A 23,674-nucleotide genomic window follows, 5' to 3' on the forward strand; every position below is an offset into this window, starting at 1 on the left:
TACTCGATCCCGCAGGCCCGGTAAGCGCAGCGCCACCGGGCTTTGTTTTTACAACCGCACCGGATCAATATGCCAGATGTTCTCGGCATACTCCTTGATGGTCCTGTCAGACGAGAAATACCCCATGTTGGCGATGTTGTGCATCGCCGCGCTGGTCCACTTCTCCTGCTGGCGGTACAGCTCGTCCACTTTATCCTGGCAATCCACGTAGCTGCGATAATCCGCCAGCACCTGGTAGTGGTCGCCAAAGTTAATCAGCGAATCCACCAGATCGCGATAGCGGCCCGGCTCGTCGGGGCTGAACACGCCGGTCGCAATCTGCGTCAGGACCTGACGTAGCTCTTCATCCCCTTCGTAGAACTCACGCGGGGAGTAACCTTTCCTGCGCAGCGCCTCCACTTCTTCAGTGGTATTACCGAAGATAAAGATATTCTCTTCCCCTACGTGCTCCAGAATCTCAACGTTAGCCCCGTCCAGGGTGCCGATGGTCAGCGCGCCGTTAAGGGCAAACTTCATGTTACTGGTGCCGGACGCTTCCGTTCCCGCCGTGGAGATCTGCTCGGAGAGATCTGCCGCCGGGATGATCAGCTGCGCCAGGCTGACGCTGTAGTTCGGGATGAATACCACTTTCAGCTTGTCGCCAATCTCCGGATCCTGGTTCACCACCTTCGCCACGTCGTTAATCAGGTGAATGATGTGCTTCGCCATGTAGTAGGCGGAAGCCGCCTTACCGGCGAAGATCTTCACGCGCGGCACCCACTCTGCGGTCGGATCGGCCTTAATGCGGTTGTAGTGGGTGATCACGTGCAGCACGTTCATCAGCTGACGCTTGTACTCGTGAATGCGTTTGATCTGCACGTCGAACAGCGCTTTCGGGTTTGCCACCACGTTGAGGTGCATCGCCAGCCAGACCGCCAGACGTTTCTTGTTCAGCAGCTTGGCTTCCCGCACGGCCTTGTTCACCGTCGGGAAATCAATATGCTGCTTAAGCTCGCTCAGCTGGCTCAAATCGGTGCGCCAGGTGCGGCCGATATTCTCATCCAGCACGTCGGAGAGCGGCTGGTTGGCCAGTGCCAGCCAGCGGCGCGGCGTGACGCCGTTGGTGACGTTGCAGAAGCGCGTCGGGAAGATCTTCGCGAAGTCAGCGAACAGGGACTGCACCATCAGGTTCGAGTGCAGCTCGGATACCCCGTTGACCTTGTGGCTGATCACCACCGCCAGCCAGGCCATGCGCACGCGACGACCGTTGGATTCATCAATGATTGAGGCACGGCTCAGCAGGCCGGTATCGTTCGGGTACTGCTCCTGCAGCGTCTTGAGGAAGTAGTCGTTGATCTCAAAGATAATCTGCAGGTGGCGCGGCAGAATTTTGCCGAGCATGTCCACCGGCCAGGTCTCCAGCGCTTCGCTCATCAGGGTGTGGTTGGTGTAGGAGAACACCTGGCACGTCACCTCGAACGCGTCGTCCCAGCTGAACTTATGCTCGTCGATCAGCAGGCGCATCAGCTCGGGGATGGAGAGCACCGGGTGGGTGTCGTTGAGGTGAATCGCGGTTTTCTCCGCCAGGTTGGCGTAGGTTTTGTGCAGCTGATGGTGGCGGCTGAGGATGTCCTGAATCGTCGCGGAGACGAGGAAATACTCCTGACGCAGGCGCAGCTCGCGCCCGGAGTAGGTTGAATCGTCCGGGTACAGCACGCGGGAGACGTTCTCGGAGTGGTTTTTATCTTCCACCGCCGCAAAGTAGTCGCCCTGGTTAAATTTACCGAGGTTGATCTCGCTGCTCGCCTGGGCGTTCCACAGGCGCAGCGTGTTGGTCGCATCGGTGTCGTAGCCGGGGATGATCTGGTCATAGGCCACGGCGAGGATCTCTTCGGTTTCCACCCAGCGGGATTTTTTCCCTTCCTGCTGAATACGTCCGCCAAAGCGCACCTTGTAGCGCGTGTTGTGGCGCTTGAATTCCCACGGGTTGCCGTACTCCAGCCAGTAGTCCGGAGACTCTTTCTGACGGCCATCAACGATGTTCTGCTTGAACATGCCGTAGTCGTAGCGAATGCCGTACCCGCGGCCCGGCAGCGCCAGCGTCGCCAGCGAGTCGAGGAAGCAGGCGGCAAGACGCCCCAGCCCCCCGTTGCCCAGCCCCGGGTCGTTCTCTTCGTCAATCAGCTCTTCTAAGTCCAGCCCCATCTCTTCCAGCGCGGTTTTGACGTCGTCGTAGATACCGAGCGACAGCAGCGCGTTGGAGAGGGTGCGGCCAATCAAAAATTCCATCGACAGGTAGTAAACCTGCCGCGTCTCCTGCGAAAGCTGGGCGCGGTTAGAGCGCAGCCAGCGTTCGACCATGCGGTCACGCACCGCAAACAGGGTGGCGTTCAGCCACTCGTGCTTGTTGGCGATGACCGGATCTTTCCCGATGGTGAACATCAGCTTGTAGGCGATCGAGTGCTTTAACGCCTCAACGCTGAGCGTGGGTGAAGAGTAGCTAAATGGAGCGTTCATATCAGTAACTTCGCCTCGTTACATCAAGCGTTGATAGAGATCGCGGTACGACTGCGCCGCAACGTGCCAGCTAAAGTCCATGGACATCGCCTGACGCTGAACGTAACGCCACAGGGATGGACGGGACCACAAGACGAAAGCACGCCGAATCGCCCGAAGCAGCGACCAGGCATTACTGTCTTCAAAGACAAACCCGCTGGCGATACCGTCCGCCAGGTTTTCCAGAGAGCTATCCGACACCGTATCCGCCAGCCCGCCCGTGCGGCGCACCAGCGGCAGCGTGCCGTATTTCAGGCCGTAGAGCTGCGTCAGGCCGCAGGGTTCGAAACGGCTCGGCACCAGAATAACGTCCGCGCCGCCCATGATGCGGTGCGAGAACGCTTCGTGATAGCCAATCTGCACGCCCACCTGCCCCGGATGTTCCGCGGCGGCGGCGAGGAACCCTTCCTGCAGCACCGGGTCGCCCGCGCCGAGCAGCGCCAGCTGCCCGCCCTGCTCCAGTAAACCGGGCAGCGCCTCCAGCACCAGATCCAGCCCCTTCTGGCTGGTCAGGCGGCTGACCACCGCAAACAGCGGCACCTTGTCGTTGACCTTCAGCCCCATCGCAATTTGCAGCTGGCGTTTGTTTTCCGCTTTGTCTTCTACGGAGTCGCGGCCATAGCGCGCGGCCAGCAGGAGATCGGTTTCCGGGCTCCAGATCTGCTCATCCACGCCGTTCAGAATGCCCGACAGGCGGCCTTCACGGTGGCGCTGCTGCAGCAATCCTTCCAGACCGTAGCCAAACTCCGGCTGGGTAATTTCACGCGCGTAGGTGGGGCTCACCGCCGTGATGTGGTCGGCGTAGTACAGCCCGGCCTTCAGGAACGAAATTTGCCCGTTGAACTCCAGCCCGTGCATGTTATAGAACGACCATGGCAGATCGATGTCATTCATATGATGCGCGTAGTACATGCCCTGATACGCCAGGTTGTGGACCGTAAACACCGATTTTGCCGGATGCCCTTTTGCCGCCAGATATGCAGGCGCCAGCCCGGCGTGCCAGTCGTGCGCGTGCACCACATCCGGACGCCAGAACGGATCCAGCCCGACGGCCATCTCCGCCCCCACCCAGCCGAGCAGCGCAAAGCGCAGCACGTTGTCGGTATAGGCGAACAGGTTCGTATCGTGATACGGGCTGCCCGGACGGTCGTACAGGTGCGGCGCGTCGATCAAGTAGATCCCTACGCCGTTGTAATGCCCAAACAGCAGGGTGATGCGTCCGGCAAACGTTTCACGGCGGGTCACGACCTTTGCATCAGGTATGCCGCGCCGGATATCCGGGAAGGCGGGCAGCAGGACTCGGGTATCCACCCCGCCAGCGATTTGCGCCGCGGGTAATGCACCAAGAACATCCGCCAGGCCGCCCGTTTTTAACAACGGGAACATCTCAGAACATACGTGTAAAACCTGCATCATCGCTCCTGTTTGATCTGCAGCTTCCGCAACATTTCCCGTGTGACTAACACGATCCCCTCTTCAGAACGGTAGAAGCGACGCGCGTCTTCTTCAGCGTTTTCACCAATCACCATTCCCTCAGGAATGACGCAGGCGCGGTCGATCACGCAGCGACGCAGACGACACGAGCGCCCTACCCAGACATCCGGCAGCAGAACTGCCGAATCGATATTACAGAATGAGTTTATACGCACGCGCGGGAACAGCACGGACTGCACCACCACCGAACCGGAGATGATGCACCCGCCGGAGACCAGCGAGTTCAGCGTCATGCCGTGGCTGCCGGAGCGGTCCTGAACAAACTTCGCCGGCGGCAGGGATTCCATGTGGGTACGAATCGGCCAGTTCTGGTCGTACATATCCAGCTCAGGCGTCACGGACGCCAGATCGAGGTTGGCTTTCCAGTACGCTTCCAGGGTTCCCACATCGCGCCAGTAAGGCTCCGCATTCGGGTCGGACTGCACGCAGGACAATGGGAAAGGATGTGCATAGGCCATGCCAGCTTTGGTAATTTTCGGGATGATGTCTTTACCGAAGTCGTGGCTGGAGCTTTCGTCTTTGTCGTCTTCTTCCAACAGCTCATAAAGATAATCTGCATCAAAGACATAGATCCCCATGCTGGCGAGCGATTTGGTGTCATCCCCCGGCATGGTTGGCGGGTTCGCCGGTTTTTCAACGAAGTCGATAATCTTGTCGTCCGCATCCACGTGCATCACGCCAAACGCCGTCGCCTCGGCAACGGGCACCGGCAGACACGCCACGGTGCAGCGCGCCCCTTTTTCGACGTGGTCGATCAGCATGTGCGAGTAATCCTGCTTGTAGATGTGGTCACCCGCGAGGATCACGATGTATTCCGCGCTGTAGCGGCGAATGATGTCGAGGTTCTGGGTCACGGCATCCGCCGTGCCGCGGTACCAGTTCTCACCGTGAACGCGCTGCTGCGCCGGGAGCAGATCGACAAACTCGTTCATCTCTTCGCTGAAGAATGACCAGCCGCGCTGGATATGCTGCACCAGGGTGTGCGACTGGTACTGCGTAATGACGCCAATGCGGCGAATGCCCGAGTTCAGGCAGTTTGAGAGCGCAAAGTCGATAATGCGGAACTTACCACCAAAGTGAACGGCCGGCTTGGCGCGCTTGATGGTCAAATCTTTCAGACGGGTACCACGCCCGCCCGCGAGTATCAGGGCAACGGTTTTTAATGGTAGCTGGCGTGCCAACATTAACGGATCGTTCTTCTCTAATCTAACCATGACTAACTCCTTTTTTATCATCTTTGGAATACGCACACTCCGTGCGCAGGCCCGTGCCAGACAGCCATTACTACCGGATTATCCGCTCCGGCAAAGGGGGGAACAGCTCGCCACTCCCCGTCAGGTAAAACAATCTCTGCGACGTCGTCCGTCGCGTTCAGCGTCACCAGCCACTTATCCGAAAGCAGGATTTGCAGGCAGGTGATGCCGTGTTGCCACTCTTGCGCGCTCAACGGCTGCGCGTCTTTATTCAGCCAGCTAACGTTGCCGTCGCCCTCTTCCCACCAGCTGTCGGCGGTAAGGGCGGGGATCTGCTGGCGAAGGTGGATCAGCGCCGCGGTGAAATGGGTCAACCCGCTGTTCGCCTCTCCCCAGTCGAGCCAGGTTAAGGTGTTGTCCTGGCAATAGGCGTTGTTGTTGCCATGCTGGCTGTGGCCGTGCTCGTCGCCCGCCAGCAGCATCGGCGTGCCCTGCGACAGCAAAAGCGTCGTCAGCAGCGCATGAACGCTGGCGCGTCGCCGCTCGATCACATCCAGACTTCCGCCTAACCCTTCTATACCATGATTGAAGCTATGGTTATTGTTAGTGCCATCGCGATTCTCTTCGCCGTTGGCCTCATTGTGTTTCTGATTGAAACAAACGCAGTCGCGCAGCGTAAAACCGTCGTGCGCCGTCACCAGATTGATAGTGGCCGACGGACGTTTTCCGTCGCGCTTAAAGAGATCGCTGGAGGCGGCAAAGCGTCCGGCGAACTCCCCCAGTGACAGATCGCGCGCCAGCCAGAAGCGGCGGATGGCATCGCGGTAGTGGTCGTTCCACTCGGCAAACAGCGGCGGAAAGTTCCCCACCTGATAACCGCCTTCACCGATGTCCCACGGCTCGGCAATAAGCTTCACCTGCGAGAGCACCGGGCAGTTCTTGATTGCCTCAAACAGCGGCGCCTGCTGGCTGAACGCTGGCGTGCGCCCCATCACGGGCGCCAGGTCGAAACGAAAACCGTCCACGTGGAACGTCTCAACCCAGTATTTCAGGCATTCGTACGCGTAATGCGTGACCGCCGGATGACTGAGGTTGAGGGTGTTACCGCAGCCGGTCCAGTTCTCGTAATCGCCATCTTCCCTGATCCAATAATAGCTACGGTTATCGATTCCGCGCTGTGAGAGCGTCGGGCCGTCAAGATCGCTTTCCGCACTGTGGTTCAGCACCACGTCCAGAATGACCTCAATTCCTGCGGCGTGGAGCGCCTTCACCGCGTCGCGAAACTCATCCCGCGCCTTTTCCGAATGTGCGGCATAGCGCGGCTCCAGGGCAAACATCGCCAGCGGGTTGTAGCCCCAGTAGTTGCTCAGCCCCAGGCGCTGCAGGCGCGGCTCGCTGGCGAAATGCGCCACGGGCAGCAGCTCCAGGGCCGTGATGCCCAAATGCTTCAGGTAAGCGACCATGGTCGGATGCCCAAGCGCCTGATAGGTGCCGCGCATCTCTTTGGGGATCGACGGGTGCAGATAGGTCAGCCCTTTGACGTGCGCTTCATAGATGACGGTATTGCCCCACGGCGTGCGCGGCGGGGCATCGTCTTCCCAGTCGTAGAGATCGTGCACCACCGCGCTTTTGGGCGCGACGGGCGCGCTGTCGCGGTGGTCGGGCTCGCCGTAGCCGACGTGGAACAGCGGGTCGTCTTTAAACTCGCCGTCCACGCGGTGCGCGCACGGGTCAATCAGCAGCTTTGCCGGGTTAAACCAGTGCCCCTGCGAAGGCTCCCACGGGCCGTGGACGCGAAAACCGTAGTGCATTCCCGGACGCCCGCCGGACAGGTAACCGTGCCAGATGTCTCCCGTGCGGGACGGTAAATCGTAACGGTGCTCGTTACCCTCCCCGTCAAACACGCAGAGCTCCACCCGCTCCGCGTGAGCAGAAAAGAGCGTGAAGTTCACCCCCTTTCCGTCAAAGCTCGCGCCGAGCGGTTCGGGTTTACCTGCCGTAAGCTGCGTCATTCGCCCTCCCGCATCAGCCAGATGGTGCCAAGCGGCGGTAGCGTCAGGCTCAGGGAGTTTGGCCGCCCGTGGCTTTCAATCGCATCGCTCTGCACCAGCCCGCCGTTACCGGCGTTGCTGCCGTGGTAGTGCATGGAATCGGTATTCAGGATCTCGCACCATTTGCCCGGCTGGTTAATGCCGAAGCGGTAGTGTTCGCGCGGTACCGGCGTGAAGTTGCTGGCGACGATAATCTCGTTGCCCGCTTTATCGCGACGCACAAAGACAAACACCGAGCGCTCGTGGTCGTCCACCACCAGCCACTCAAAGCCGTACGGGTCGAAGTCCAGCTCGTGCAGCGCTTTGTGGTGGCGGTAGGTCAGGTTCAGGTCGCGCACCAGGCGCTGCACGCCGTGGTGCCAGTTGTCGCCGCCTTCCAGCAGATGCCAGTCGAGGCTTGAGTCGTGGTTCCACTCGCGCCCCTGGGCGAACTCATTGCCCATAAACAGCAGCTTTTTGCCCGGGAAGGCAAACATCCAGCCGTAGTAGGCGCGCAGGTTGGCAAACTTCTGCCACGCGTCGCCCGGCATGCGGTCGAGAATGGATTTTTTGCCGTGCACCACTTCATCGTGCGACAGCGGCAGCATGAAGTTTTCGGTGTAGTTGTAGAGCAGCCCGAAGGTGAGCTTATCGTGGTGATACTGACGATAAACCGGGTCGAGCTTCATGTAGTCGAGCGTGTCGTGCATCCAGCCCAGGTTCCACTTATACCAGAACCCCAGACCGCCTGATGACGGAGGGCGGGAGACGCCCGCAAAGTCCGTCGACTCTTCCGCCATGGTCACGGCGCCGTCCACCTGCTCGCCGATAATGCGGTTGGTATTGCGCAGGAACTCAATCGCTTCCAGGTTTTCACGACCGCCATACTCGTTCGGGATCCACTCCCCCTCTTTGCGGCTGTAGTCGCGGTAGATCATCGACGCCACCGCATCCACGCGCAGGGCGTCAATGCCAAACCGTTCTATCCAGTACAGCGCGTTCCCGACCAGGTAGTTGGCGACTTCACGGCGACCGTAGTTGTAGATCAGCGTGTTCCAGTCCTGGTGATAGCCTTCTCGCGGGTCGCTGTGCTCGTACAGCTTCGTGCCGTCGAACTCTGCCAGCGCAAAATCATCCGAAGGGAAATGGCCCGGCACCCAGTCGAGGATCACGTTCAGCCCGGCGGCGTGCGCGGCATCAATGAAATAGCGGAAGTCATCCCGCGTGCCGAAGCGGCGCGTCGGGGCGTACAGCCCGGTGGGCTGATAGCCCCAGCTGCCGTCGAACGGATGCTCGTTAACCGGCAGCAGCTCAAGGTGGGTAAAGCCCATCCATTTGGCGTACGGCACCAGCTGGTCGGCGAGCTCCCGGTAGCTGAGCCAGAAGTTGTTATCGGTGTGGCGGCGCCAGGAGCCGAGATGCACTTCGTAAACGGAGATCGGCGCATCAAAGCGGTTGGCCTGCTTACGCTCCTCCGTCTGGACGACCTTCTCCGGCAGGCCGCAAATCAGCGACGCGGTATCCGGGCGCATCTGCGCTTCGAAGGCATACGGGTCGGCTTTAATGCGCAGCTTGCCGTGCGCGTCGATCATTTCGAATTTGTAGAGCTGGCCATTATGCGCCCCGGGGATAAACAGCTCCCAGATGCCCGTCTCACGGCGCAGGCGCATCGGGTGGCGGCGACCGTCCCAGTAGTTGAACTGCCCAACGACGGAGACGCGCTGGGCGTTAGGCGCCCACACGGCAAACCGCGTACCGGTAATTCCGTCCATGGTATCCGCATGGGCACCCAGCGTTTCATAAGGGCGAAGATGAGTGCCTTCGGAGAGCAGCCAGGCGTCCATCTCTTTCAGCAGAGGGCCGAAGCTGTAGGGATCGTCAATCAGGTTTTGCTGGCCGTGCCAGATAACGGCGAGCTGATAGCGAAAGGGATTTTTACGGCGGGGCATGACGCCCGAGAAGAAGCCGCGCGAGTCGAGGCACTCCAGATTGCCCACCTTGCGGCCGGTTTTGGGCTCAATGACCCAGACTTCGGTGGCATCCGGTAACAACGCCCGGACTTCCAGCCCGGCCTCCGTACGGTGCATCCCTAGCACAGAAAAGGGGTCGGCAAAATGACCCGCAATAAGCGCATTAATCACGTCTCTCGAAATACGATCGGACATGGTATTCATCCTGTTTTTTTATGTCGCCCTTTTTACGCGCTCCGGGACGACTTTTAATGTGACCTAAACGGTGCAGTTAATCCTCTCTGCTCCGCCCTACCCTCAGGTGAGAAATAAATCTTCCTTAAAGCATAGCCAACGTCGTGGTTCCTCCTGATAAAAAATAAGACATCTGCGTTTTACTCCATGTAGTACGCAAAAAAAGGGGGTGACAATCACCCCCCGTGTTTAACAAATTATTACGCCAGCTGGCGCAGCATGCGGCGCAGCGGTTCGGCGGCACCCCACAGGAGCTGGTCGCCGACGGTGAACGCGGAGAGGTACTCCGGCCCCATGTTCAGCTTGCGCAGACGGCCAACCGGCGTGGTCAGCGTGCCGGTAACGGCAGCCGGGGTCAGTTCACGCATGGTGATATCGCGATCGTTTGGCACCACTTTCGCCCACGGGTTGTGCGCGGCCAGCAGCTCTTCCACGGTCGGAATAGACACATCTTTTTTCAGTTTAATGGTGAAGGCCTGGCTGTGGCAGCGCAACGCGCCGATACGCACGCACAGACCGTCAACCGGGATCGCCGACGCGGTATTAAGAATTTTGTTAGTCTCGGCCTGGCCTTTCCACTCTTCGCGGGTCTGGCCGTTGTCCAGCTGTTTGTCGATCCATGGGATCAGGCCACCGGCCAGCGGTACGCCGAAGTTGTCCACCGGCAGCTCGCCGCTGCGGGTCAGCTCGGTGACTTTACGCTCGATATCGAGAATAGCGGACGCCGGGTTTGCCAGCTCGGCCGCAACGCTGTGGTGCAGCTGGCCCATCTGGGTCAGCAGCTCGCGCATGTGACGCGCGCCGCCGCCGGACGCGGCCTGGTAGGTCGCCACGGAGACCCACTCCACCAGATCCTGCGCGAACAGGCCGCCGAGGGACATAAGCATCAGGCTGACGGTGCAGTTACCGCCAACAAAGGTTTTCACGCCGTTGTTCAGGCCGTCGGTGATGACGCCCTGGTTAACCGGGTCGAGAATAATGATGGCATCGTCTTTCATGCGCAGCGAAGAAGCCGCGTCAATCCAGTAGCCCTGCCAGCCGCTTTCACGCAGCTTTGGATAGATTTCGTTGGTATAATCGCCGCCCTGGCAGGTCACAATAATATCAAGTGCCTTCAACGCCTCCAGATCGTAAGCATCCTGCAACGTGCCTGTGGTACCACCAAAGGACGGAGCAGCCTGGCCGAGCTGGGAAGTGGAGAAGAAGACCGGGCGGATAGCGTCGAAATCGCGCTCTTCAACCATGCGTTGCATGAGTACAGAGCCGACCATACCGCGCCAGCCGATAAAACCAACGTTTTTCATAGCATTTTTTTCCTGCTGAGGGTGTGTGCTGATTGTGCAAGCCAGTATTGAACTGGGATATGCTTCACATTACAAAATGCTGCCAAAGTCGCAAGCGAAATTAATCGATGATTGCCCGGCAATCAGAAATACAGCTAATTATCATAATAACCATAGAGAGTTTCAGGGATAATTTACATGAGTGAAATCATTTCAGCAGCGGTTTTATTGATCCTGATAATGGATCCACTGGGTAACCTGCCAATCTTCATGTCGGTGCTAAAACACACCGAGCCGAAGCGTCGCCGGGCGATCATGATCCGCGAGCTGCTTATTGCCCTGCTGGTGATGTTTATCTTCCTGTTTGCCGGTGAAAAAATTCTCGCCTTCCTGAACCTGCGCGCCGAAACGGTTTCGATTTCCGGCGGGATTATTCTGTTCCTGATCGCCATTAAGATGATCTTCCCGAGCGCGGAAGGCAGCAGCAGCGGCCTGCCCGCGGGTGAAGAGCCGTTTATTGTACCGCTGGCGATCCCACTCGTCGCCGGGCCGACGATTCTGGCGACGCTGATGCTGCTGTCGCATCAGTATCCGAACCAGATGAGCCATCTGGTGATTGCCCTGCTGATCGCCTGGGGCGGGACGTTTATCATCCTGCTGCAGTCGTCGCTGTTCCTGCGCCTGCTGGGTGAGAAAGGGGTAAACGCGCTGGAGCGTCTGATGGGGCTGATTCTGGTAATGATGGCAACGCAGATGTTCCTGGACGGGATCCGGGCGTGGATGAAAGGCTAGCAAGGTAAAAGCAAATTGGCCACTGCATGGCCAATTTTAGTGTTTGCACCCTCTCCCCGTGGGAGAGGGCCGGGGTGAGGGCATCAGGCCGCAGAGGACTGCCCACCTACCCCTTACGAATCAAATACCGATACGGCAGCGCCTCGGTCTGCTGCGCCACCAGCTCATGCTCCATAAAGGTACAAAAACCGGGAATATCGCGCGTGGTGGCCGGATCGTCGGCAATAATCAGCAGCGTTTCACCGGTCTGCATGTTACGCACGGTCTTACGTACCATCATTACCGGCTCCGGGCAGCGAAGGCCCTGGGCATCGAGGGTGTGGTCTGGGCTGGAAAACAGGTCGGTCATGATCTTCTCGGTCAGGTAAAAACGGCTGTAGTTTACGCCCCGGCGCGGGCAATGCAAACCAGGTTAACGATTGCGCAAAAACTAACCATTGCAATGTCCAGCCAAAGCAGTATCATGCTGCGGTTTTTATTGGGTTCCCTCACCCCAACGTATAAAAAGGTCACAATATGACGCAGTTCTCTGAATCACAGCGCGTAAAAGCGTTGTTCTGGCTTTCGCTTTTCCATTTGCTGGTGATCACCTCCAGCAACTATCTGGTGCAGCTCCCTATCTCCATTTTTGGTTTTCATACCACCTGGGGCGCGTTCAGCTTTCCGTTTATTTTCCTCGCCACCGATCTGACCGTGCGTATCTTTGGCGCACCGCTGGCGCGCCGCATTATCTTCGCGGTCATGCTTCCGGCGCTGTTCATCTCGTACGTGATCTCCTCCCTGTTTTACATGGGAAGCTGGCAGGGCTTTGAGGCGCTAACCCACTTCAACCTGTTTGTCGCCCGTATCGCCGCGGCAAGCTTTATGGCCTACGCGCTGGGGCAGATCCTCGACGTGCACGTGTTTAACCGCCTGCGTCAGAATCACCGCTGGTGGATGGCGCCGACCGCGTCCACGCTGTTCGGCAACGTGAGCGATACCCTGGCCTTCTTCTTCATCGCCTTCTGGCGCAGCCCGGATGCCTTTATGGCCGAGCACTGGATGGAGATCGCGCTGGTGGACTACTGCTTCAAGGTGCTCATCAGCATTGTCTTCTTCCTGCCGATGTACGGCGTGCTGCTGAATATGCTGCTGAAAAGGCTGGCAGATAAATCTGAAATCACCGCATTGCAGGCTGGTTAAGGGTTCGCTTTATCAGTTGTGATAAGATGGGTGAATGAGCCGCTATGGCCGTTTATCGAAAGGAAGAAGTCAATGCGCAATCTGGTTAAATATGTCGGGATTGGCCTGCTGGTTGTGGGTCTTGCAGCCTGTGATAACAGCGACACGAAAACGCCTGCTCAGGGCGCATCCGCAGAGAGCAACGCGACCGGTCAGCCGGTGAATCTGATGGATGGCAAACTCAGTTTCTCTCTGCCAGCCGATATGACTGATCAGAGCGGCAAGCTGGGCACCCAGGCGAATAATATGCACGTTTACTCCGACGCAACCGGCCAGAAAGCGGTCATTGTGATTGTGGGCGACGACACCAGCGAAGACCTGGCCGTCCTGTCTAAACGTCTGGAAGACCAGCAGCGCGGCCGCGATCCGCAGCTGCAGGTGGTGACCAATAAATCCATCGAGCTGAAAGGCCACAAGCTGCAGCAGCTGGACAGCATCATCTCCGCAAAAGGCCAGACCGCCTGGTCTTCTGTGGTGCTGGGCAAGGTTGATAACAAACTGCTGACCCTGCAGATCACCCTGCCAGCGGAAGATCAGCAGAAAGCGCAGACGGCTGCTGAAAACATCATTAACACCATCGTGATCCAGTAACCCTTCACGACGATGACGTGGCCTCCGGTGCCTGCACCGGGGGCCATTTTTTTAGCCGCCACGTCAGCAGCAGGGCAATTATCACCAGACCCGCCGCGGCAAGGTAGATCACCGGTACCCCCGCCCAGGCCATTACCAGCCCCGCCAGCGGCCCGGTAATGCCTAAAGACATATCCATAAATACCGTATAGGTCGCCAGCGCCGCCCCCTGGTTCTGCTGCGGCACGGCTTTCACCGCCACCACGCCCAGCGCCGGGAAGACCAGCGAGAAACCGGCCCCTGCGAGGAAGACGCCAATTTTCGCCATCCAGGGCGCGCTGGCGATGCCGGTTAACAGCAGCCCGACAATCTCAACCGCAAAGCAGATCATCGCCACGTTCAGCCCGCCCAGACGGTTGATACCGTTCGGGAAAAGCAGGCGTGCGCCTACGAACGCTCCGCTAAAGAGGGTTAACGCAAAGGCCGCGCCCTCCCAGCCTTTGGCGTCATAAAACAGGGTAATGAAGGTCGCAATCACGCCGAAGCCTGTGGTCGCCAGAGCCAGCGCCATGCCGTACGGCCAGACGCGCCCCAGCACGGCCCGAAACGGCAGCGGCTTGCCCTTGCTGGCCTTCACCTTCGGGCGCGGCAGCGCAAACAGTATCGCCACAAGCGCGACCGCCATAATGGTGAGCGACAGTCCATACAGCCCGCCGAAGGCATAGCAGGCCACGCCAAGCGGCGCGCCGAGCGCCATCGCCCCGTAGGTGACAATCCCGTTCCAGGAGATCACCCGGCCAATGTGCGGCGCACCGACAACCCCCACGCCCCAAAGCGTTGAGCCGGTTCCTGCCAGGCTTTGCCCAATCCCGAGAATAACGCGGCCCAGGCACAGCAGCGCCAGGCTGACCAGCGGCCAGGCGCCGGTAGCTGCGGCCAGCAGGTAGCTCAGGCCGCTCAGGAAACAGCCGCACAATCCCACCACCACGATGCTTTTAGGGCCGAACAGGTCGGCGTAGCGCCCGGCGTGCGGGCGGCTGAGGAGCGTGGCGAAATACTGCAGGCTGATGACCAACCCCGCCCAGAACGCGCTAAAACCCATCACGTCATGGACGTAGCCCGGCAGCACCGCCAGCGGCAGGCCGATCGTCAGGTAGCTGGCAAAGTTGAAAATAACGACGGAAACAATACGCAGATTGAGGCGCAATCCGCTCAGCGCCGGTTCGGCGTCAGGTTCGGGCATGGGGTTCTACCTGAATTTTTTGCAACAGTGTTTCACTATTACCACGGCGCAATAAGAAAATCAGCCCCGACTTTCAGATTATCGGTGCCAGACGAAGCGGCCCCCAGGCACTACACTTAACGGGTCATCATATTAAGGAACGCGCATGTTAGCTCCCCAGCCCGATAAAGCAGGGCTCCACATCTTATTAAAACTCGCCTGTCTGGTGGTTATCCTTGCGGGCATTCATGCTGCCGCTGACATTATCGTCCAGCTCCTGCTGGCGCTCTTTTTTGCCATTGTCCTCAATCCGCTGGTGACCTGGTTTTTACGCCGGGGCGTGAGCCGCCCGGTGGCCATCACCATCGTGGTTATTGTGATGCTGATTGGCCTGACGGCGCTCTTCGGCGTACTGGCGGCATCGCTGAGCGAATTCTCCACCATGCTGCCGCAGTACAATAAAGAGCTGACGCGTAAGATCGTCGCGCTGCAGGAGATGATGCCCTTTCTTAACTTGCATATTTCGCCAGAACGGATGCTGCGCAGGATGGATTCCGAGAAGGTCATGACCTACGCCACCACGCTGATGACCGGTTTGTCCGGCGCGATGGCCAGCATTTTGCTGCTGGTCATGACGGTGGTGTTTATGCTGTTCGAAGTGCGCCATGTTCCATATAAGCTGCGCTTTGCTTTAAATAACCCGCAAATACACATTGCCGGCCTGCACCGCGCCTTAAAGGGCGTCTCCAAATATCTGGCGCTGAAAACGCTGCTGAGCGTCTGGACCGGGATTATCGTCTGGCTGGGGCTGATGCTGATGGACGTCCAGTTCGCGCTGATGTGGGGGGTGCTGGCGTTTCTGCTGAACTACGTGCCGAATATCGGCGCGGTGCTTTCCGCCGTGCCGCCGATGATCCAGGCGTTTCTGTTTAACGGTTTCTACGAATGCATGCTGGTCGGGGCGCTGTTCCTCGTCGTGCATATGGTGCTGGGCAACATTCTTGAACCGCGCATGATGGGGCACCGGCTGGGCATGTCGACGCTGGTGGTGTTCTTATCCTTGCTGATTTGGGGATGGCTGCTGGGCCCGGTCGGCATGCTGCTCTCGGTCCCGCTGACCAGCGTATGTAAAATCTGGATGGAAACCACCAAAGGGGGCAGCAAGCTGGCGATCCTGCTTGGGCCGGGGCGGCCGAAAAGCCGGTTGCCGGGGTAACGTATCCGTCTGTGTAAGCTGGTTTATACCGTCAAATACCGCGACGCTCACCGTCGCGGTATTTTTATTTGCGTTAAGGCTTATTCATTCCGTTTTTTATCAACTCGCCCAGATTTCGCTTAAATGCAACAAGCCCCTTAAAGCAAATTAAAAAAAACGGAATGATTAATTATTTTGCGTGATATTATACCCCGCCTTAGCGACGACGTAATGTAAACATTAATATTGATTAAACACACACCTGACTTAATCCATAAGCCTGGTGATGCTTGTTTGTAAAAAAGACTACCTTTAATTGTTATTATTGATATGGAGTTGTTGATGAAAAAGATCGTTAAATGGTGCGCTGCTGCCGTATTCGTTGGCGCACTGGCTGGCTGTGCGCGTACCGCCCCTATCGCTCAGGTTCACTCTGTCGTGGGCGCGGGTCATACTGCCGATCAGGTGAAAACCGCCATTTTGAAAGCAGGCCAGAAGCGTGACTGGATCATGACGGAAGCGGGCCCGGGCGTTATTAAGGGGCGTCTGCAGGCACGCGATCACTCGGTCCAGGTGCGTATTCCCTACTCTGCGACAAGCTATTCAATTAATTACGAAAGCAGCCTGAACCTGAAAGCGGCAGACGGTAAAATTCACAAAAATTATAACCGTTGGGTGAACAACCTCGACCACGATATTCAGCTGAACCTCTCTGCGGGCGCCGCGCTGTAATATTTTTCTAAAGTCGGGCCGGACATGGCCCGATAACCTCATTTCTTGCCCTGAAAGGTTACGCAACAATGTACGAAAAGGACACGCTCAGCGCGCTGGATGCCATTACCGAAGCGCAACGCATCGCTTTTGCGCCGATGTTATTTCAGACCGCGCTTTGTCTGCGTAACTCGGGCGTTCTCGCCTGGCTCGATAAACAGGGTAATAAGGGGGCGAGCCTCGACGAAATAACCGAAAACAGTACCCTGAGCAGTTATGCCGTCAGCGTATTGTTAGACATGGGATTAAGCGGGCGGATAATTACTTATAAAGAAGGTCGTTATTTCCTGGCGAAAGTGGGCCATTTCTTACTCCACGATCCCATGACCCGCGTTAATATGGATTTCACGCAGGACGTCTGTTACCAGGGGTTATTTCACCTGGCCGACGCCCTGCAGAAAGGAAAACCGGCTGGATTATCCGTGTTTGGCGACTGGCCAACCATCTATCCGGCCTTATCCCAGCTTCCTGCCCCGGCAAAAGAGAGCTGGTTTGCCTTCGATCATTACTATTCTGACGCCGCTTTTGACGCTGCGCTGCCATATATATTCGCAAGCTCGCCGACAAAATTGTACGATGTGGGCGGAAATACGGGTAAATGGTCGTTACGCTGCTGCCGCTATGACGACAATGTTGCCGTGACGATCCTCGATCTCCCGCAGCAGATAGCGCTGGCGCAGGAAAACATCGAAAAAGCAGGTTTTTCTCATCGTATTGGATTCCATGCTGTCGATATGCTTAGTCCGTCGGCATTGCCGGGAGATGCCGACGTCTGGTGGATGAGCCAGTTCCTGGACTGTTTCTCTCCGGATCAGATTGTCGCCATGCTGACGCGCGTCGCAGAGGTCATGAAGCCAGGCGCACGGTTGTGCATTATGGAGCTTTTCTGGGATGCCCAGAAATATGAAGCGGCGGCCTTCAGCCTGAATGCCACCTCGCTCTATTTCACCTGTATGGCGAACGGCAATAGCCGGTTTTACAGCGTAGAGAAGTTTTATCACTACCTGGAAAGGGCGGGCTTCAGCATAGAGCAGCGGCTGGATAACCTTGGGGTAGGTCATACCCTGTTAATTTGCACCAAACGTGAACAATAGCGCAGCCTGGCTGCCCGGGTGGCCCAGCCTGCCCTTTGAATACGGTATTCCGCGGACGCGCGTAGATGAAATTTTCACTGAACATTATTGACTGGCAGGCAAGAGCGCCAGGACTAAGCGATGCCGCAGAGTGGCAGGCGTGGTCGCGCCTGCAGTCGACCATCGACCCAACGGCTCCTCTGCCCCGGCTGACCGCGTTACCCATGATGACCGCGCGCCGCCTTAACTCAGGCAGTAAGCTGGCGGTAGATATTGGTCTTGCCATGCTGCAAAGCCACGCCGTTGATGCCGTCGTCTACTCCAGCCGCCACGGCGAGCTGGAGCGCAATTACCGTATTCTGCACACGCTGGCGACCGGGCAGGCCGTCTCGCCTACCGACTTCGCCATGTCCGTGCACAATTCCGCGGTGGGCAATCTCACGATCGCCGCTCGCCAGCCTGTTGTCTCGTCGTCCATTTCCGCCGGGCTGGACACCTTCCAGCAGGCCCTGTGTGAAGTGCTGAGCCTTCTGCACGCGGGCTACTCCCGCGTCCTGCTGGTGGATTTTGACGGCGCGCTGCCGGAATTTTACCATCCGGCGCTACCGCCTCAGATGCCCACCTGGCCGTACGCGGTGGCGCTGGTGATTGAATCCGGCAACGGATTGCAGTGCGAAACCCGCAGCGGCAGCACGGGCGAGGAGCCCGCCCTGCCGCAAAGCCTGATGTTCCTGCAAAGCTATCTCAGCGAGGAGCGGCAGTTTGTAGTGCCCGGCGAACGCCTGCTGTGGCAGTGGGCGCGCCAATGAACCGCCTGGCCGCCCGGATCAATTGGTTATGGCGTCTGGTCATGACCGGATTCTGCTTCGTGCTGTTTGGCGCGGGCGGCCTGCTGCTGTCGCTGGTCTGGTTCAACCTGCTGCTGATTGTTCAGCGCGATCGCGCCAAACGCCGTCGCCTGGCGCGCCGCAGCATTGCGGCCAGCTTCCGCTTCTTCTTAACCGTTGCCCGCGGCACCGGGGTGCTGGACTATCGCATTCACAATCTTGACGCCCTGCGCGGCGATCGGGGCTGTCTGGTGGTGGCTAACCACCCCACGTTAATTGACTACGTGATTCTGGCGTCGGTGATGCCCGAAACCGACTGTCTGGTGAAAAGCGCGCTGCTGCGCAACCCCTTTGTCAGCGGCGTTATCCGCGCGGCGGATTATCTGATTAACAGCGAAGCCGAGCCCCTGCTCGCCGCCAGCCAGCAGCGTCTGGCCCAGGGCGACACGCTGTTGATCTTCCCGGAAGGCACGCGTACCCGGCCAGGCGAGGCTATCGCCCTCCAGCGCGGCGCGGCAAATATTGCCGTGCGCTGCCGCAGCGATCTGCGGATCGTACTCATCCACTGCAGCGAGCACCTGCTGGATAAAAAAAGCCGCTGGTATGATGTACCGCCCGCAAAACCCGTCTTTACCGTCGATGTGCGCGACCGCGTGAACATCGACGAATTTTACGATGCAAGGCAACAAGAACCGGCACTGGCGGCAAGGCAGTTAAACCGGCACCTGCAGCATCGATTAACATCAGGCCTTCAATCTTTGTCAGGAATTAATGATGCAAGCGCTTTATCTTGAAATTAAGAATCTCATTATCACCACGCTGAATCTGGACGAGCTTACCGCAGAGGATATTGATACCGATGCCGCGCTGTTTGGCGACGGGCTGGGTCTCGACTCTATCGACGCGCTGGAGCTGGGTCTGGCGGTGAAAAACCAGTATGGTGTGGTGCTTTCTGCCGAAAGCGAAGAGATGCGCCAGCACTTCTTTTCCGTCGCCACCCTGGCGTCCTTTATCCACGCCCAACGCGCCTGAGATGTGAACTATGACTGAACAAGAAACCATTTATCAGGAAGTCTGCGGCCTTCTGACCAAGCTCTTTGAAATCGACCCGCAGGACATTACCCCCGAAGCCCGTCTTTACGAAGACCTGGAGCTGGACAGCATTGACGCGGTGGACATGATTGTCCATCTGCAGAAGAAAACCGGTAAGAAAATCAAGCCGGAAACCTTCAAATCGGTTCGTACCGTTCAGGATGTGGTAGACGCCGTCGAACAGCTGCTGCGCGAAGAGTAAGACACCGTGCGTGGTGGACGGACGTTCCCGGTCATCCAACTCCTGACGGGGCTGATGCTGCTGGCGTGGCCCTTCCTGATTGGATTTGGGCTGACGCATAACAGCCTGCCGTGGCTGCTGCCCGTGATGGCGCTACTGTTGCTGCTGCGGCTGCGTCAGGCGCGGCGGAACACCGGCCCGATGCGGTATGTGGTGCAATGCGTGGCGCTGGCGGGGATCGCGCTCTGCGCGGCAAGCTACCTGCTGAAAACCCACCAGTGGCTGCTGTTCTACCCTGTGGTCGTTAATCTTGTGATGCTGGCCGTGTTCGGCGGTTCGCTGTGGACAGCGATGCCGCTGGTCGAACGCCTGGCGCGCCTGCGTGAGCCTAATTTGCCCCCGGAGGGCGTGCGCTATACCCGCAGGGTGACCCTCGTCTGGTGCGGCTTTTTCATCGGCAACGGGGCGATGGCGCTGTATACCGTCCTGCACGGCGACATGCATCTGTGGACGCTGTGGAACGGCATGGTGGCCTACATCCTGATGGGGACGCTGATGGCGACGGAGTGGCTGGTGCGTCAGCGGGTGATAAAAAAAGAGATGCAGAATGACTAACCCCCTTCCGCTGGGCCAGTGGTTAAACGCGCCCCGCCCAGACGACACGCCCGTCGCCTGGCTTGACGATCGTACCTGGACGCTGGGCCAGCTGCGCCACGACGTGACGCTACTGGTCGACACCCTGCGTCAGCAGGAAGGCGAGCGCTGGGCGCTGTGCTTTGAAAACAGCTACCTGTTTATCGTTGCGCTGCTGGCCTCGCTGCATGCCGGTAAAACGCCGGTCATTCCCGGCCATAGCCGCGTTTCGCTGCTTGAGGAGCAGCAGTATCTGTTTAGCGGCGTCCTGAGCGATCGGCACCTCGATATTGACGGGAAGCTGATTGTGGTGGCCTCCCGCCACCAGACGATCGCCCGCTGGGCTCCCCTGCCGGAGATTGACGAGAACCGCTTCGTAGAGCTGTTCACCTCCGGCTCCACGGGAACGCCGCGCCGGGTGGTTAAGCACATCGTCAGCCTGGATCGCGAAGCCCGTCTGCTGGCTGACCGCTTCGGCGCGCGCCTGGCCGGCTGTAGCGTTGTGGCCTCCGTCGTCCCGCAGCATCTCTATGGCCTGACATTTCGCATCGTATTGCCGATGGCGATGGGCCTGCCGCTGCATGCCGCGATGCTCTACTACGCAGAGCAGCTGGCCGCCCTTCCTCATGACAGGCATTACCTGTTCATCAGCAGCCCGGCGTTCCTGAAGCGCCTCGATACCGAGCTGGCCGCGCCGCCCGTCAGGGTGCTGATTTCCGCGGGCGGAATGCTGCCCTGGCGTGACGTCTCCACCACGGTTGGCTGGCTTCACATCTGGCCGGACGAAATTTATGGCAGCACCGAAACCGGGATCCTCGCCTGGCGCCATCGAGTGGAAGATAACCTGCCGTGGCTGCCCTTCCCCGGCGTAAGCTTCTGTCAGGAAGGTGAAGCCTGCCGCGTCACGTCGCCGCTGATCCACGAGCCAGAGGGACTTCAGCTCGACGATATCCTCCACTTCGACAGCGCGGGGCTTTTCAGCATTGCCGGTCGCCGCGGGCGGGTGGTTAAAATTGAAGAAAAACGCATCTCGCTTAACGAAATAGAACGTCGCCTGCTGGAGCTCGACGGCGTTTGCGAGGCGGCGGCGCTGCCGGTTACGCGCGGGGGCCGCCAGGGCATTGGCGCACTGCTGGTGCTGGATGAGGCGGTTCGTCAGCGCGGGTATATGCAGGATAAAAAAGCGCAGGAGTTTGCCTGGCGTCGCGCCCTGCTGCCGTGGCTTGAGCCGGTCGCGGTGCCGCGCTACTGGCGCGTTGTTGATGAGATGCCGGTAAACAGTATGAACAAGCGTGTCTATGCGCAGTTAGAGGAGTTATTTCATGAAAATTCATGAAATCGAGCGCCATCAGGCACAGCCGGAGAAGCTGGAGATCGTGTTGCATCTCGACGCCTCTCTGTTCTGGTTTCAGGGCCATTTTGCCGTACAGCCGCTGCTGCCCGGCGTTGCGCAGCTTGACTGGGTGATGCACTACGCCACGACGCTACTGGCACCGGGCTACCGCTTTCACAGCATTCAAAACGTGAAGTTCCAGGCCCCTCTGCTGCCGGAAACCACGGTGACGCTGGTGCTTGAGTGGCATGCCGGGCGCAAAATGCTGACCTTCAGCTACCTGCGTCATGACGGGGCTGAACGCCATACCGCCAGCAGCGGGAAAATTCGTCTATGTCAGTAACCTTCCGCCCCTGCGTGCTGATCCCGTGCTACAACCACGGCGCCACGATGGCCAGCGTGCTGTCGCGTCTCGCGCCGTTTGGCCTGCCGTGCCTGGTAGTGGATGACGGCAGCGAAGCCGCCACCCGCCAGGAGCTCGAGCGGCTGTCGGCGGAGCAGCCGCAGATGACGCTGGTCCGTCTGGCGCAAAACGCCGGAAAAGGTGCGGCTGTCATCAGGGGGCTGGAGGAGTGCGCGCGCGCGGGCTACACCCACGCCCTGCAGGTGGACGCGGACGGCCAGCACGCCATCGAAGATATCCCCAAACTGCTGGCGCTGGCGGAGCGCCACCCGGACGCGCTGATTTCCGGCCAGCCTGTTTACGATGATTCCATCCCGCGCTCGCGGCTCTACGGGCGCTGGGTCACCCACGTCTGGGTATGGATTGAGACCTTATCCCTGCAGCTGAAAGACAGCATGTGCGGCTTTCGGGTCTACCCGGTCTCGCCCACGCTGCGGCTCGCCGCGCGTGAAACGCTCGGTAAACGGATGGACTTTGACACCGAAGTGATGGTCCGTCTCTACTGGCAGGGCAACACCAGCGTCTTTCTGCCCACCCGCGTGACCTATCCGCAGGACGGGCTGTCCCACTTCGACGCGTTAAAGGATAACGTGCGGATCTCCCTGATGCATACCCGGCTGTTCTTCGGCATGCTGCCCCGCATTCCCGGCCTGCTCTTCCGTCGACGCGGCCAGCACTGGGCGCAGCAGGACGAGGTTAAAGGCCTGTGGGGCATGCGCCTGATGCTGCGCGTCTGGCAGCTGCTGGGGAGGCGGGCGTTTACCGTGCTGCTGTGGCCGGTGATTGGCGTCTACTGGCTTATCGCGCGGCCGGCGCGGCAGGCTTCGCGGCAGTGGATTGCACGCGTGAAGCAGGTGCTGATGCAGCGGAACCTGCCCGTTCCAGCACGGCTCAACAGCTTTTTCCATTTCATGCGCTTCGGCAACGCGATGCTGGACAAAGTCGCCAGCTGGCGCGGCGAGCTGAAGTTTACGCGCGACGTGGTCTTTGCCCCCGGCGCGAGCGAAACGCTTAATATCGAGGCGCCGCAGGGCAAGCTGCTGCTGGCCTCCCATCTTGGCGACGTAGAGGCCTGCCGGGCGCTGGCCCAGCTGGACGGCAGCAAAACCATCAACGCCCTGGTCTTCAGCGAAAACGCCCGGCGCTTTAAGCAGATAATGAGCGAAATGGCACCCCAGGCGGGCGTGAATTTGATGTCGGTCACCGACATCGGCCCGGACACCGCCATCGCCATCAAAGAGAAGCTTGAGCGCGGAGAATGGGTCGCGATCGTGGGCGACCGCATCGCGGTCAACCCGCAGCGTGGCGGCGAGTGGCGGGTGATCTGGAGCCGGTTCATGGGCCAGCCCGCGCCGTTCCCTCAGGGGCCGTTTATCCTGGCCTCCATCCTGCGCTGCCCGGTGGTGTTGATCTTCGCCCTGCGCCAGCAGGGTAAGCTTGTCCTGCACAGCGAGCCGTTTGCCGACCCGCTGATCCTGCCGCGCGGGGAACGCCAGCAGGCGCTGCAGGCTACCGTCGATCGCTACGCGCAGCGGCTGGAGCATTACGCCCTGATGTCGCCGCTCGACTGGTTTAATTTTTTCGATTTCTGGCATCTGCCAGAGTCCAGAGAGAAGGAGTAA

Annotated in this window: 22 protein-coding genes; 14 read left to right on the plus strand and 8 right to left on the minus strand. The window is 59.0% G+C overall.

The genetic code is table 11. From position 1 onward, the window contains the following. Positions 1–48: 48 nt before the first annotated feature. From glgP to asd, 6 genes are all read right to left on the minus strand, one after another. A complete protein-coding gene (gene glgP, locus OSH03_RS18245) occupies positions 49–2,496 on the minus strand; it encodes a glycogen phosphorylase (protein WP_266179749.1) in 2,448 nt (815 codons plus the stop codon). Positions 2,497–2,514: 18 nt separating this feature from the next. Beyond that, positions 2,515–3,948, minus strand: coding sequence for a glycogen synthase GlgA (gene glgA, locus OSH03_RS18250; RefSeq protein WP_061096850.1), 1,434 nt, complete (start codon positions 3,946–3,948; stop codon positions 2,515–2,517). Beyond that, on the minus strand, positions 3,948–5,243 hold the full coding sequence (glgC, locus tag OSH03_RS18255; RefSeq protein WP_028014690.1) for a glucose-1-phosphate adenylyltransferase: 1,296 nt from the start codon (positions 5,241–5,243) through the stop codon (positions 3,948–3,950). Before glgC ends, glgA begins: the two co-directional genes overlap by 1 nt. A 17-nt stretch (positions 5,244–5,260) precedes the next feature. Continuing rightward, complete coding sequence (gene glgX, locus OSH03_RS18260) at positions 5,261–7,234, minus strand: glycogen debranching protein GlgX (protein WP_266179750.1); 1,974 nt, start codon at positions 7,232–7,234, stop codon at positions 5,261–5,263. Continuing rightward, a complete protein-coding gene (gene glgB, locus OSH03_RS18265; protein ID WP_266179751.1) occupies positions 7,231–9,417 on the minus strand; it encodes a 1,4-alpha-glucan branching enzyme in 2,187 nt (728 codons plus the stop codon). Before glgB ends, glgX begins: the two co-directional genes overlap by 4 nt. 239 nt (positions 9,418–9,656) lie before the next feature. Beyond that, entirely contained in the window at positions 9,657–10,760 is a 1,104-nt protein-coding gene (gene asd / locus OSH03_RS18270; RefSeq protein WP_061096847.1) for an aspartate-semialdehyde dehydrogenase, read from the minus strand. 177 nt (positions 10,761–10,937) lie between these two features. On the opposite strand from asd, the gene yhgN reads away from it, so the two are divergent. Then, on the plus strand, positions 10,938–11,531 hold the full coding sequence (gene yhgN / locus OSH03_RS18275; protein WP_003861574.1) for an NAAT family transporter YhgN: 594 nt from the start codon (positions 10,938–10,940) through the stop codon (positions 11,529–11,531). 106 nt (positions 11,532–11,637) lie between these two features. Here the strand turns inward: yhgN and tusA are convergent, their stop codons facing one another. After that, positions 11,638–11,880 (minus strand): sulfurtransferase TusA, encoded by a 243-nt coding sequence (gene tusA / locus OSH03_RS18280; protein ID WP_008503071.1) that lies wholly within the window; start codon positions 11,878–11,880, stop codon positions 11,638–11,640. A 167-nt stretch (positions 11,881–12,047) separates the two neighbouring features. On the opposite strand from tusA, the gene OSH03_RS18285 reads away from it, so the two are divergent. Both OSH03_RS18285 and OSH03_RS18290 read left to right on the plus strand, forming a co-directional pair. Beyond that, on the plus strand, positions 12,048–12,713 hold the full coding sequence (locus OSH03_RS18285) for a 7-cyano-7-deazaguanine/7-aminomethyl-7-deazaguanine transporter (protein WP_028014693.1): 666 nt from the start codon (positions 12,048–12,050) through the stop codon (positions 12,711–12,713). A gap of 72 nt (positions 12,714–12,785) precedes the next feature. Beyond that, positions 12,786–13,343: a DcrB family lipoprotein gene (locus tag OSH03_RS18290; protein ID WP_028014694.1), complete on the plus strand. Its 558-nt coding sequence runs from the start codon at positions 12,786–12,788 to the stop codon at positions 13,341–13,343. Positions 13,344–13,347: 4 nt separating this feature from the next. Here OSH03_RS18290 and OSH03_RS18295 read toward each other — a convergent pair whose 3' ends face one another. Then, entirely contained in the window at positions 13,348–14,565 is a 1,218-nt protein-coding gene (locus tag OSH03_RS18295; protein WP_266179752.1) for an MFS transporter, read from the minus strand. A 145-nt stretch (positions 14,566–14,710) separates the two neighbouring features. On the opposite strand from OSH03_RS18295, the gene OSH03_RS18300 reads away from it, so the two are divergent. The 11 genes from OSH03_RS18300 (at position 14,711) to OSH03_RS18350 (ending at position 23,674) form a co-directional block, all read left to right on the plus strand. Then, a complete protein-coding gene (locus OSH03_RS18300) occupies positions 14,711–15,760 on the plus strand; it encodes an AI-2E family transporter (protein ID WP_041911893.1) in 1,050 nt (349 codons plus the stop codon). Positions 15,761–16,081: 321 nt separating this feature from the next. Then, positions 16,082–16,471: a lipoprotein gene (locus OSH03_RS18305; RefSeq protein ID WP_253543395.1), complete on the plus strand. Its 390-nt coding sequence runs from the start codon at positions 16,082–16,084 to the stop codon at positions 16,469–16,471. A gap of 68 nt (positions 16,472–16,539) precedes the next feature. Further along, positions 16,540–17,604, plus strand: coding sequence for a class I SAM-dependent methyltransferase (locus OSH03_RS18310; protein ID WP_266179753.1), 1,065 nt, complete (start codon positions 16,540–16,542; stop codon positions 17,602–17,604). Between the two features lie 65 nt (positions 17,605–17,669). After that, positions 17,670–18,392: a beta-ketoacyl synthase chain length factor gene (locus OSH03_RS18315; protein ID WP_266179754.1), complete on the plus strand. Its 723-nt coding sequence runs from the start codon at positions 17,670–17,672 to the stop codon at positions 18,390–18,392. Continuing rightward, entirely contained in the window at positions 18,389–19,204 is an 816-nt protein-coding gene (locus OSH03_RS18320; RefSeq protein WP_061099613.1) for a lysophospholipid acyltransferase family protein, read from the plus strand. The genes OSH03_RS18315 and OSH03_RS18320 overlap by 4 nt, the downstream gene beginning before the upstream one ends. After that, complete coding sequence (locus tag OSH03_RS18325) at positions 19,185–19,442, plus strand: phosphopantetheine-binding protein (RefSeq protein ID WP_028014701.1); 258 nt, start codon at positions 19,185–19,187, stop codon at positions 19,440–19,442. The genes OSH03_RS18320 and OSH03_RS18325 overlap by 20 nt, the downstream gene beginning before the upstream one ends. A gap of 10 nt (positions 19,443–19,452) precedes the next feature. Then, on the plus strand, positions 19,453–19,704 hold the full coding sequence (locus OSH03_RS18330) for an acyl carrier protein (protein ID WP_024908875.1): 252 nt from the start codon (positions 19,453–19,455) through the stop codon (positions 19,702–19,704). Between the two features lie 6 nt (positions 19,705–19,710). Further along, positions 19,711–20,298, plus strand: coding sequence for a COG4648 family protein (locus tag OSH03_RS18335; RefSeq protein WP_266179755.1), 588 nt, complete (start codon positions 19,711–19,713; stop codon positions 20,296–20,298). After that, positions 20,291–21,652 carry a class I adenylate-forming enzyme family protein gene (locus tag OSH03_RS18340; protein WP_266179756.1) on the plus strand — a complete coding sequence of 454 codons (1,362 nt, stop codon included), beginning with the start codon at positions 20,291–20,293 and terminating at the stop codon, positions 21,650–21,652. Before OSH03_RS18335 ends, OSH03_RS18340 begins: the two co-directional genes overlap by 8 nt. Next, a complete protein-coding gene (locus OSH03_RS18345) occupies positions 21,639–21,992 on the plus strand; it encodes an ApeI family dehydratase (protein ID WP_253543400.1) in 354 nt (117 codons plus the stop codon). Before OSH03_RS18340 ends, OSH03_RS18345 begins: the two co-directional genes overlap by 14 nt. Beyond that, positions 21,983–23,674, plus strand: a complete 1,692-nt coding sequence (locus OSH03_RS18350) for a glycosyltransferase family 2 protein (protein WP_266179758.1) — start codon at positions 21,983–21,985, stop codon at positions 23,672–23,674. Before OSH03_RS18345 ends, OSH03_RS18350 begins: the two co-directional genes overlap by 10 nt.

It is taken from the genome of Enterobacter nematophilus (genome assembly GCF_026344075.1).
Classification (GTDB): domain Bacteria; phylum Pseudomonadota; class Gammaproteobacteria; order Enterobacterales; family Enterobacteriaceae; genus Enterobacter; species Enterobacter nematophilus.

What these genes read in the sequence shown, in the direction of transcription:
- OSH03_RS18300 (WP_041911893.1), top strand. Translation starts at nt 14,711, where the DNA reads ATGTTAGCTCCCCAGCCCGATAAAGCAGGGCTCCACATCTTATTAAAA.
- OSH03_RS18345 (WP_253543400.1), top strand. Translation starts at nt 21,639, where the DNA reads ATGAAAATTCATGAAATCGAGCGCCATCAGGCACAGCCGGAGAAGCTG.
- glgC (WP_028014690.1), bottom strand. Translation starts at nt 5,243, where the DNA reads ATGGTTAGATTAGAGAAGAACGATCCGTTAATGTTGGCACGCCAGCTA.
- OSH03_RS18330 (WP_024908875.1), top strand. Translation starts at nt 19,453, where the DNA reads ATGACTGAACAAGAAACCATTTATCAGGAAGTCTGCGGCCTTCTGACC.
- OSH03_RS18350 (WP_266179758.1), top strand. Translation starts at nt 21,983, where the DNA reads ATGTCAGTAACCTTCCGCCCCTGCGTGCTGATCCCGTGCTACAACCAC.
- glgP (WP_266179749.1), bottom strand. Translation starts at nt 2,496, where the DNA reads ATGAACGCTCCATTTAGCTACTCTTCACCCACGCTCAGCGTTGAGGCG.
- OSH03_RS18285 (WP_028014693.1), top strand. Translation starts at nt 12,048, where the DNA reads ATGACGCAGTTCTCTGAATCACAGCGCGTAAAAGCGTTGTTCTGGCTT.
- glgA (WP_061096850.1), bottom strand. Translation starts at nt 3,948, where the DNA reads ATGCAGGTTTTACACGTATGTTCTGAGATGTTCCCGTTGTTAAAAACG.
- OSH03_RS18315 (WP_266179754.1), top strand. Translation starts at nt 17,670, where the DNA reads ATGAAATTTTCACTGAACATTATTGACTGGCAGGCAAGAGCGCCAGGA.
- OSH03_RS18310 (WP_266179753.1), top strand. Translation starts at nt 16,540, where the DNA reads ATGTACGAAAAGGACACGCTCAGCGCGCTGGATGCCATTACCGAAGCG.
- OSH03_RS18340 (WP_266179756.1), top strand. Translation starts at nt 20,291, where the DNA reads ATGACTAACCCCCTTCCGCTGGGCCAGTGGTTAAACGCGCCCCGCCCA.
- OSH03_RS18305 (WP_253543395.1), top strand. Translation starts at nt 16,082, where the DNA reads ATGAAAAAGATCGTTAAATGGTGCGCTGCTGCCGTATTCGTTGGCGCA.
- tusA (WP_008503071.1), bottom strand. Translation starts at nt 11,880, where the DNA reads ATGACCGACCTGTTTTCCAGCCCAGACCACACCCTCGATGCCCAGGGC.
- asd (WP_061096847.1), bottom strand. Translation starts at nt 10,760, where the DNA reads ATGAAAAACGTTGGTTTTATCGGCTGGCGCGGTATGGTCGGCTCTGTA.
- OSH03_RS18295 (WP_266179752.1), bottom strand. Translation starts at nt 14,565, where the DNA reads ATGCCCGAACCTGACGCCGAACCGGCGCTGAGCGGATTGCGCCTCAAT.
- OSH03_RS18290 (WP_028014694.1), top strand. Translation starts at nt 12,786, where the DNA reads ATGCGCAATCTGGTTAAATATGTCGGGATTGGCCTGCTGGTTGTGGGT.
- OSH03_RS18325 (WP_028014701.1), top strand. Translation starts at nt 19,185, where the DNA reads ATGCAAGCGCTTTATCTTGAAATTAAGAATCTCATTATCACCACGCTG.
- OSH03_RS18320 (WP_061099613.1), top strand. Translation starts at nt 18,389, where the DNA reads ATGAACCGCCTGGCCGCCCGGATCAATTGGTTATGGCGTCTGGTCATG.
- glgB (WP_266179751.1), bottom strand. Translation starts at nt 9,417, where the DNA reads ATGTCCGATCGTATTTCGAGAGACGTGATTAATGCGCTTATTGCGGGT.
- glgX (WP_266179750.1), bottom strand. Translation starts at nt 7,234, where the DNA reads ATGACGCAGCTTACGGCAGGTAAACCCGAACCGCTCGGCGCGAGCTTT.
- yhgN (WP_003861574.1), top strand. Translation starts at nt 10,938, where the DNA reads ATGAGTGAAATCATTTCAGCAGCGGTTTTATTGATCCTGATAATGGAT.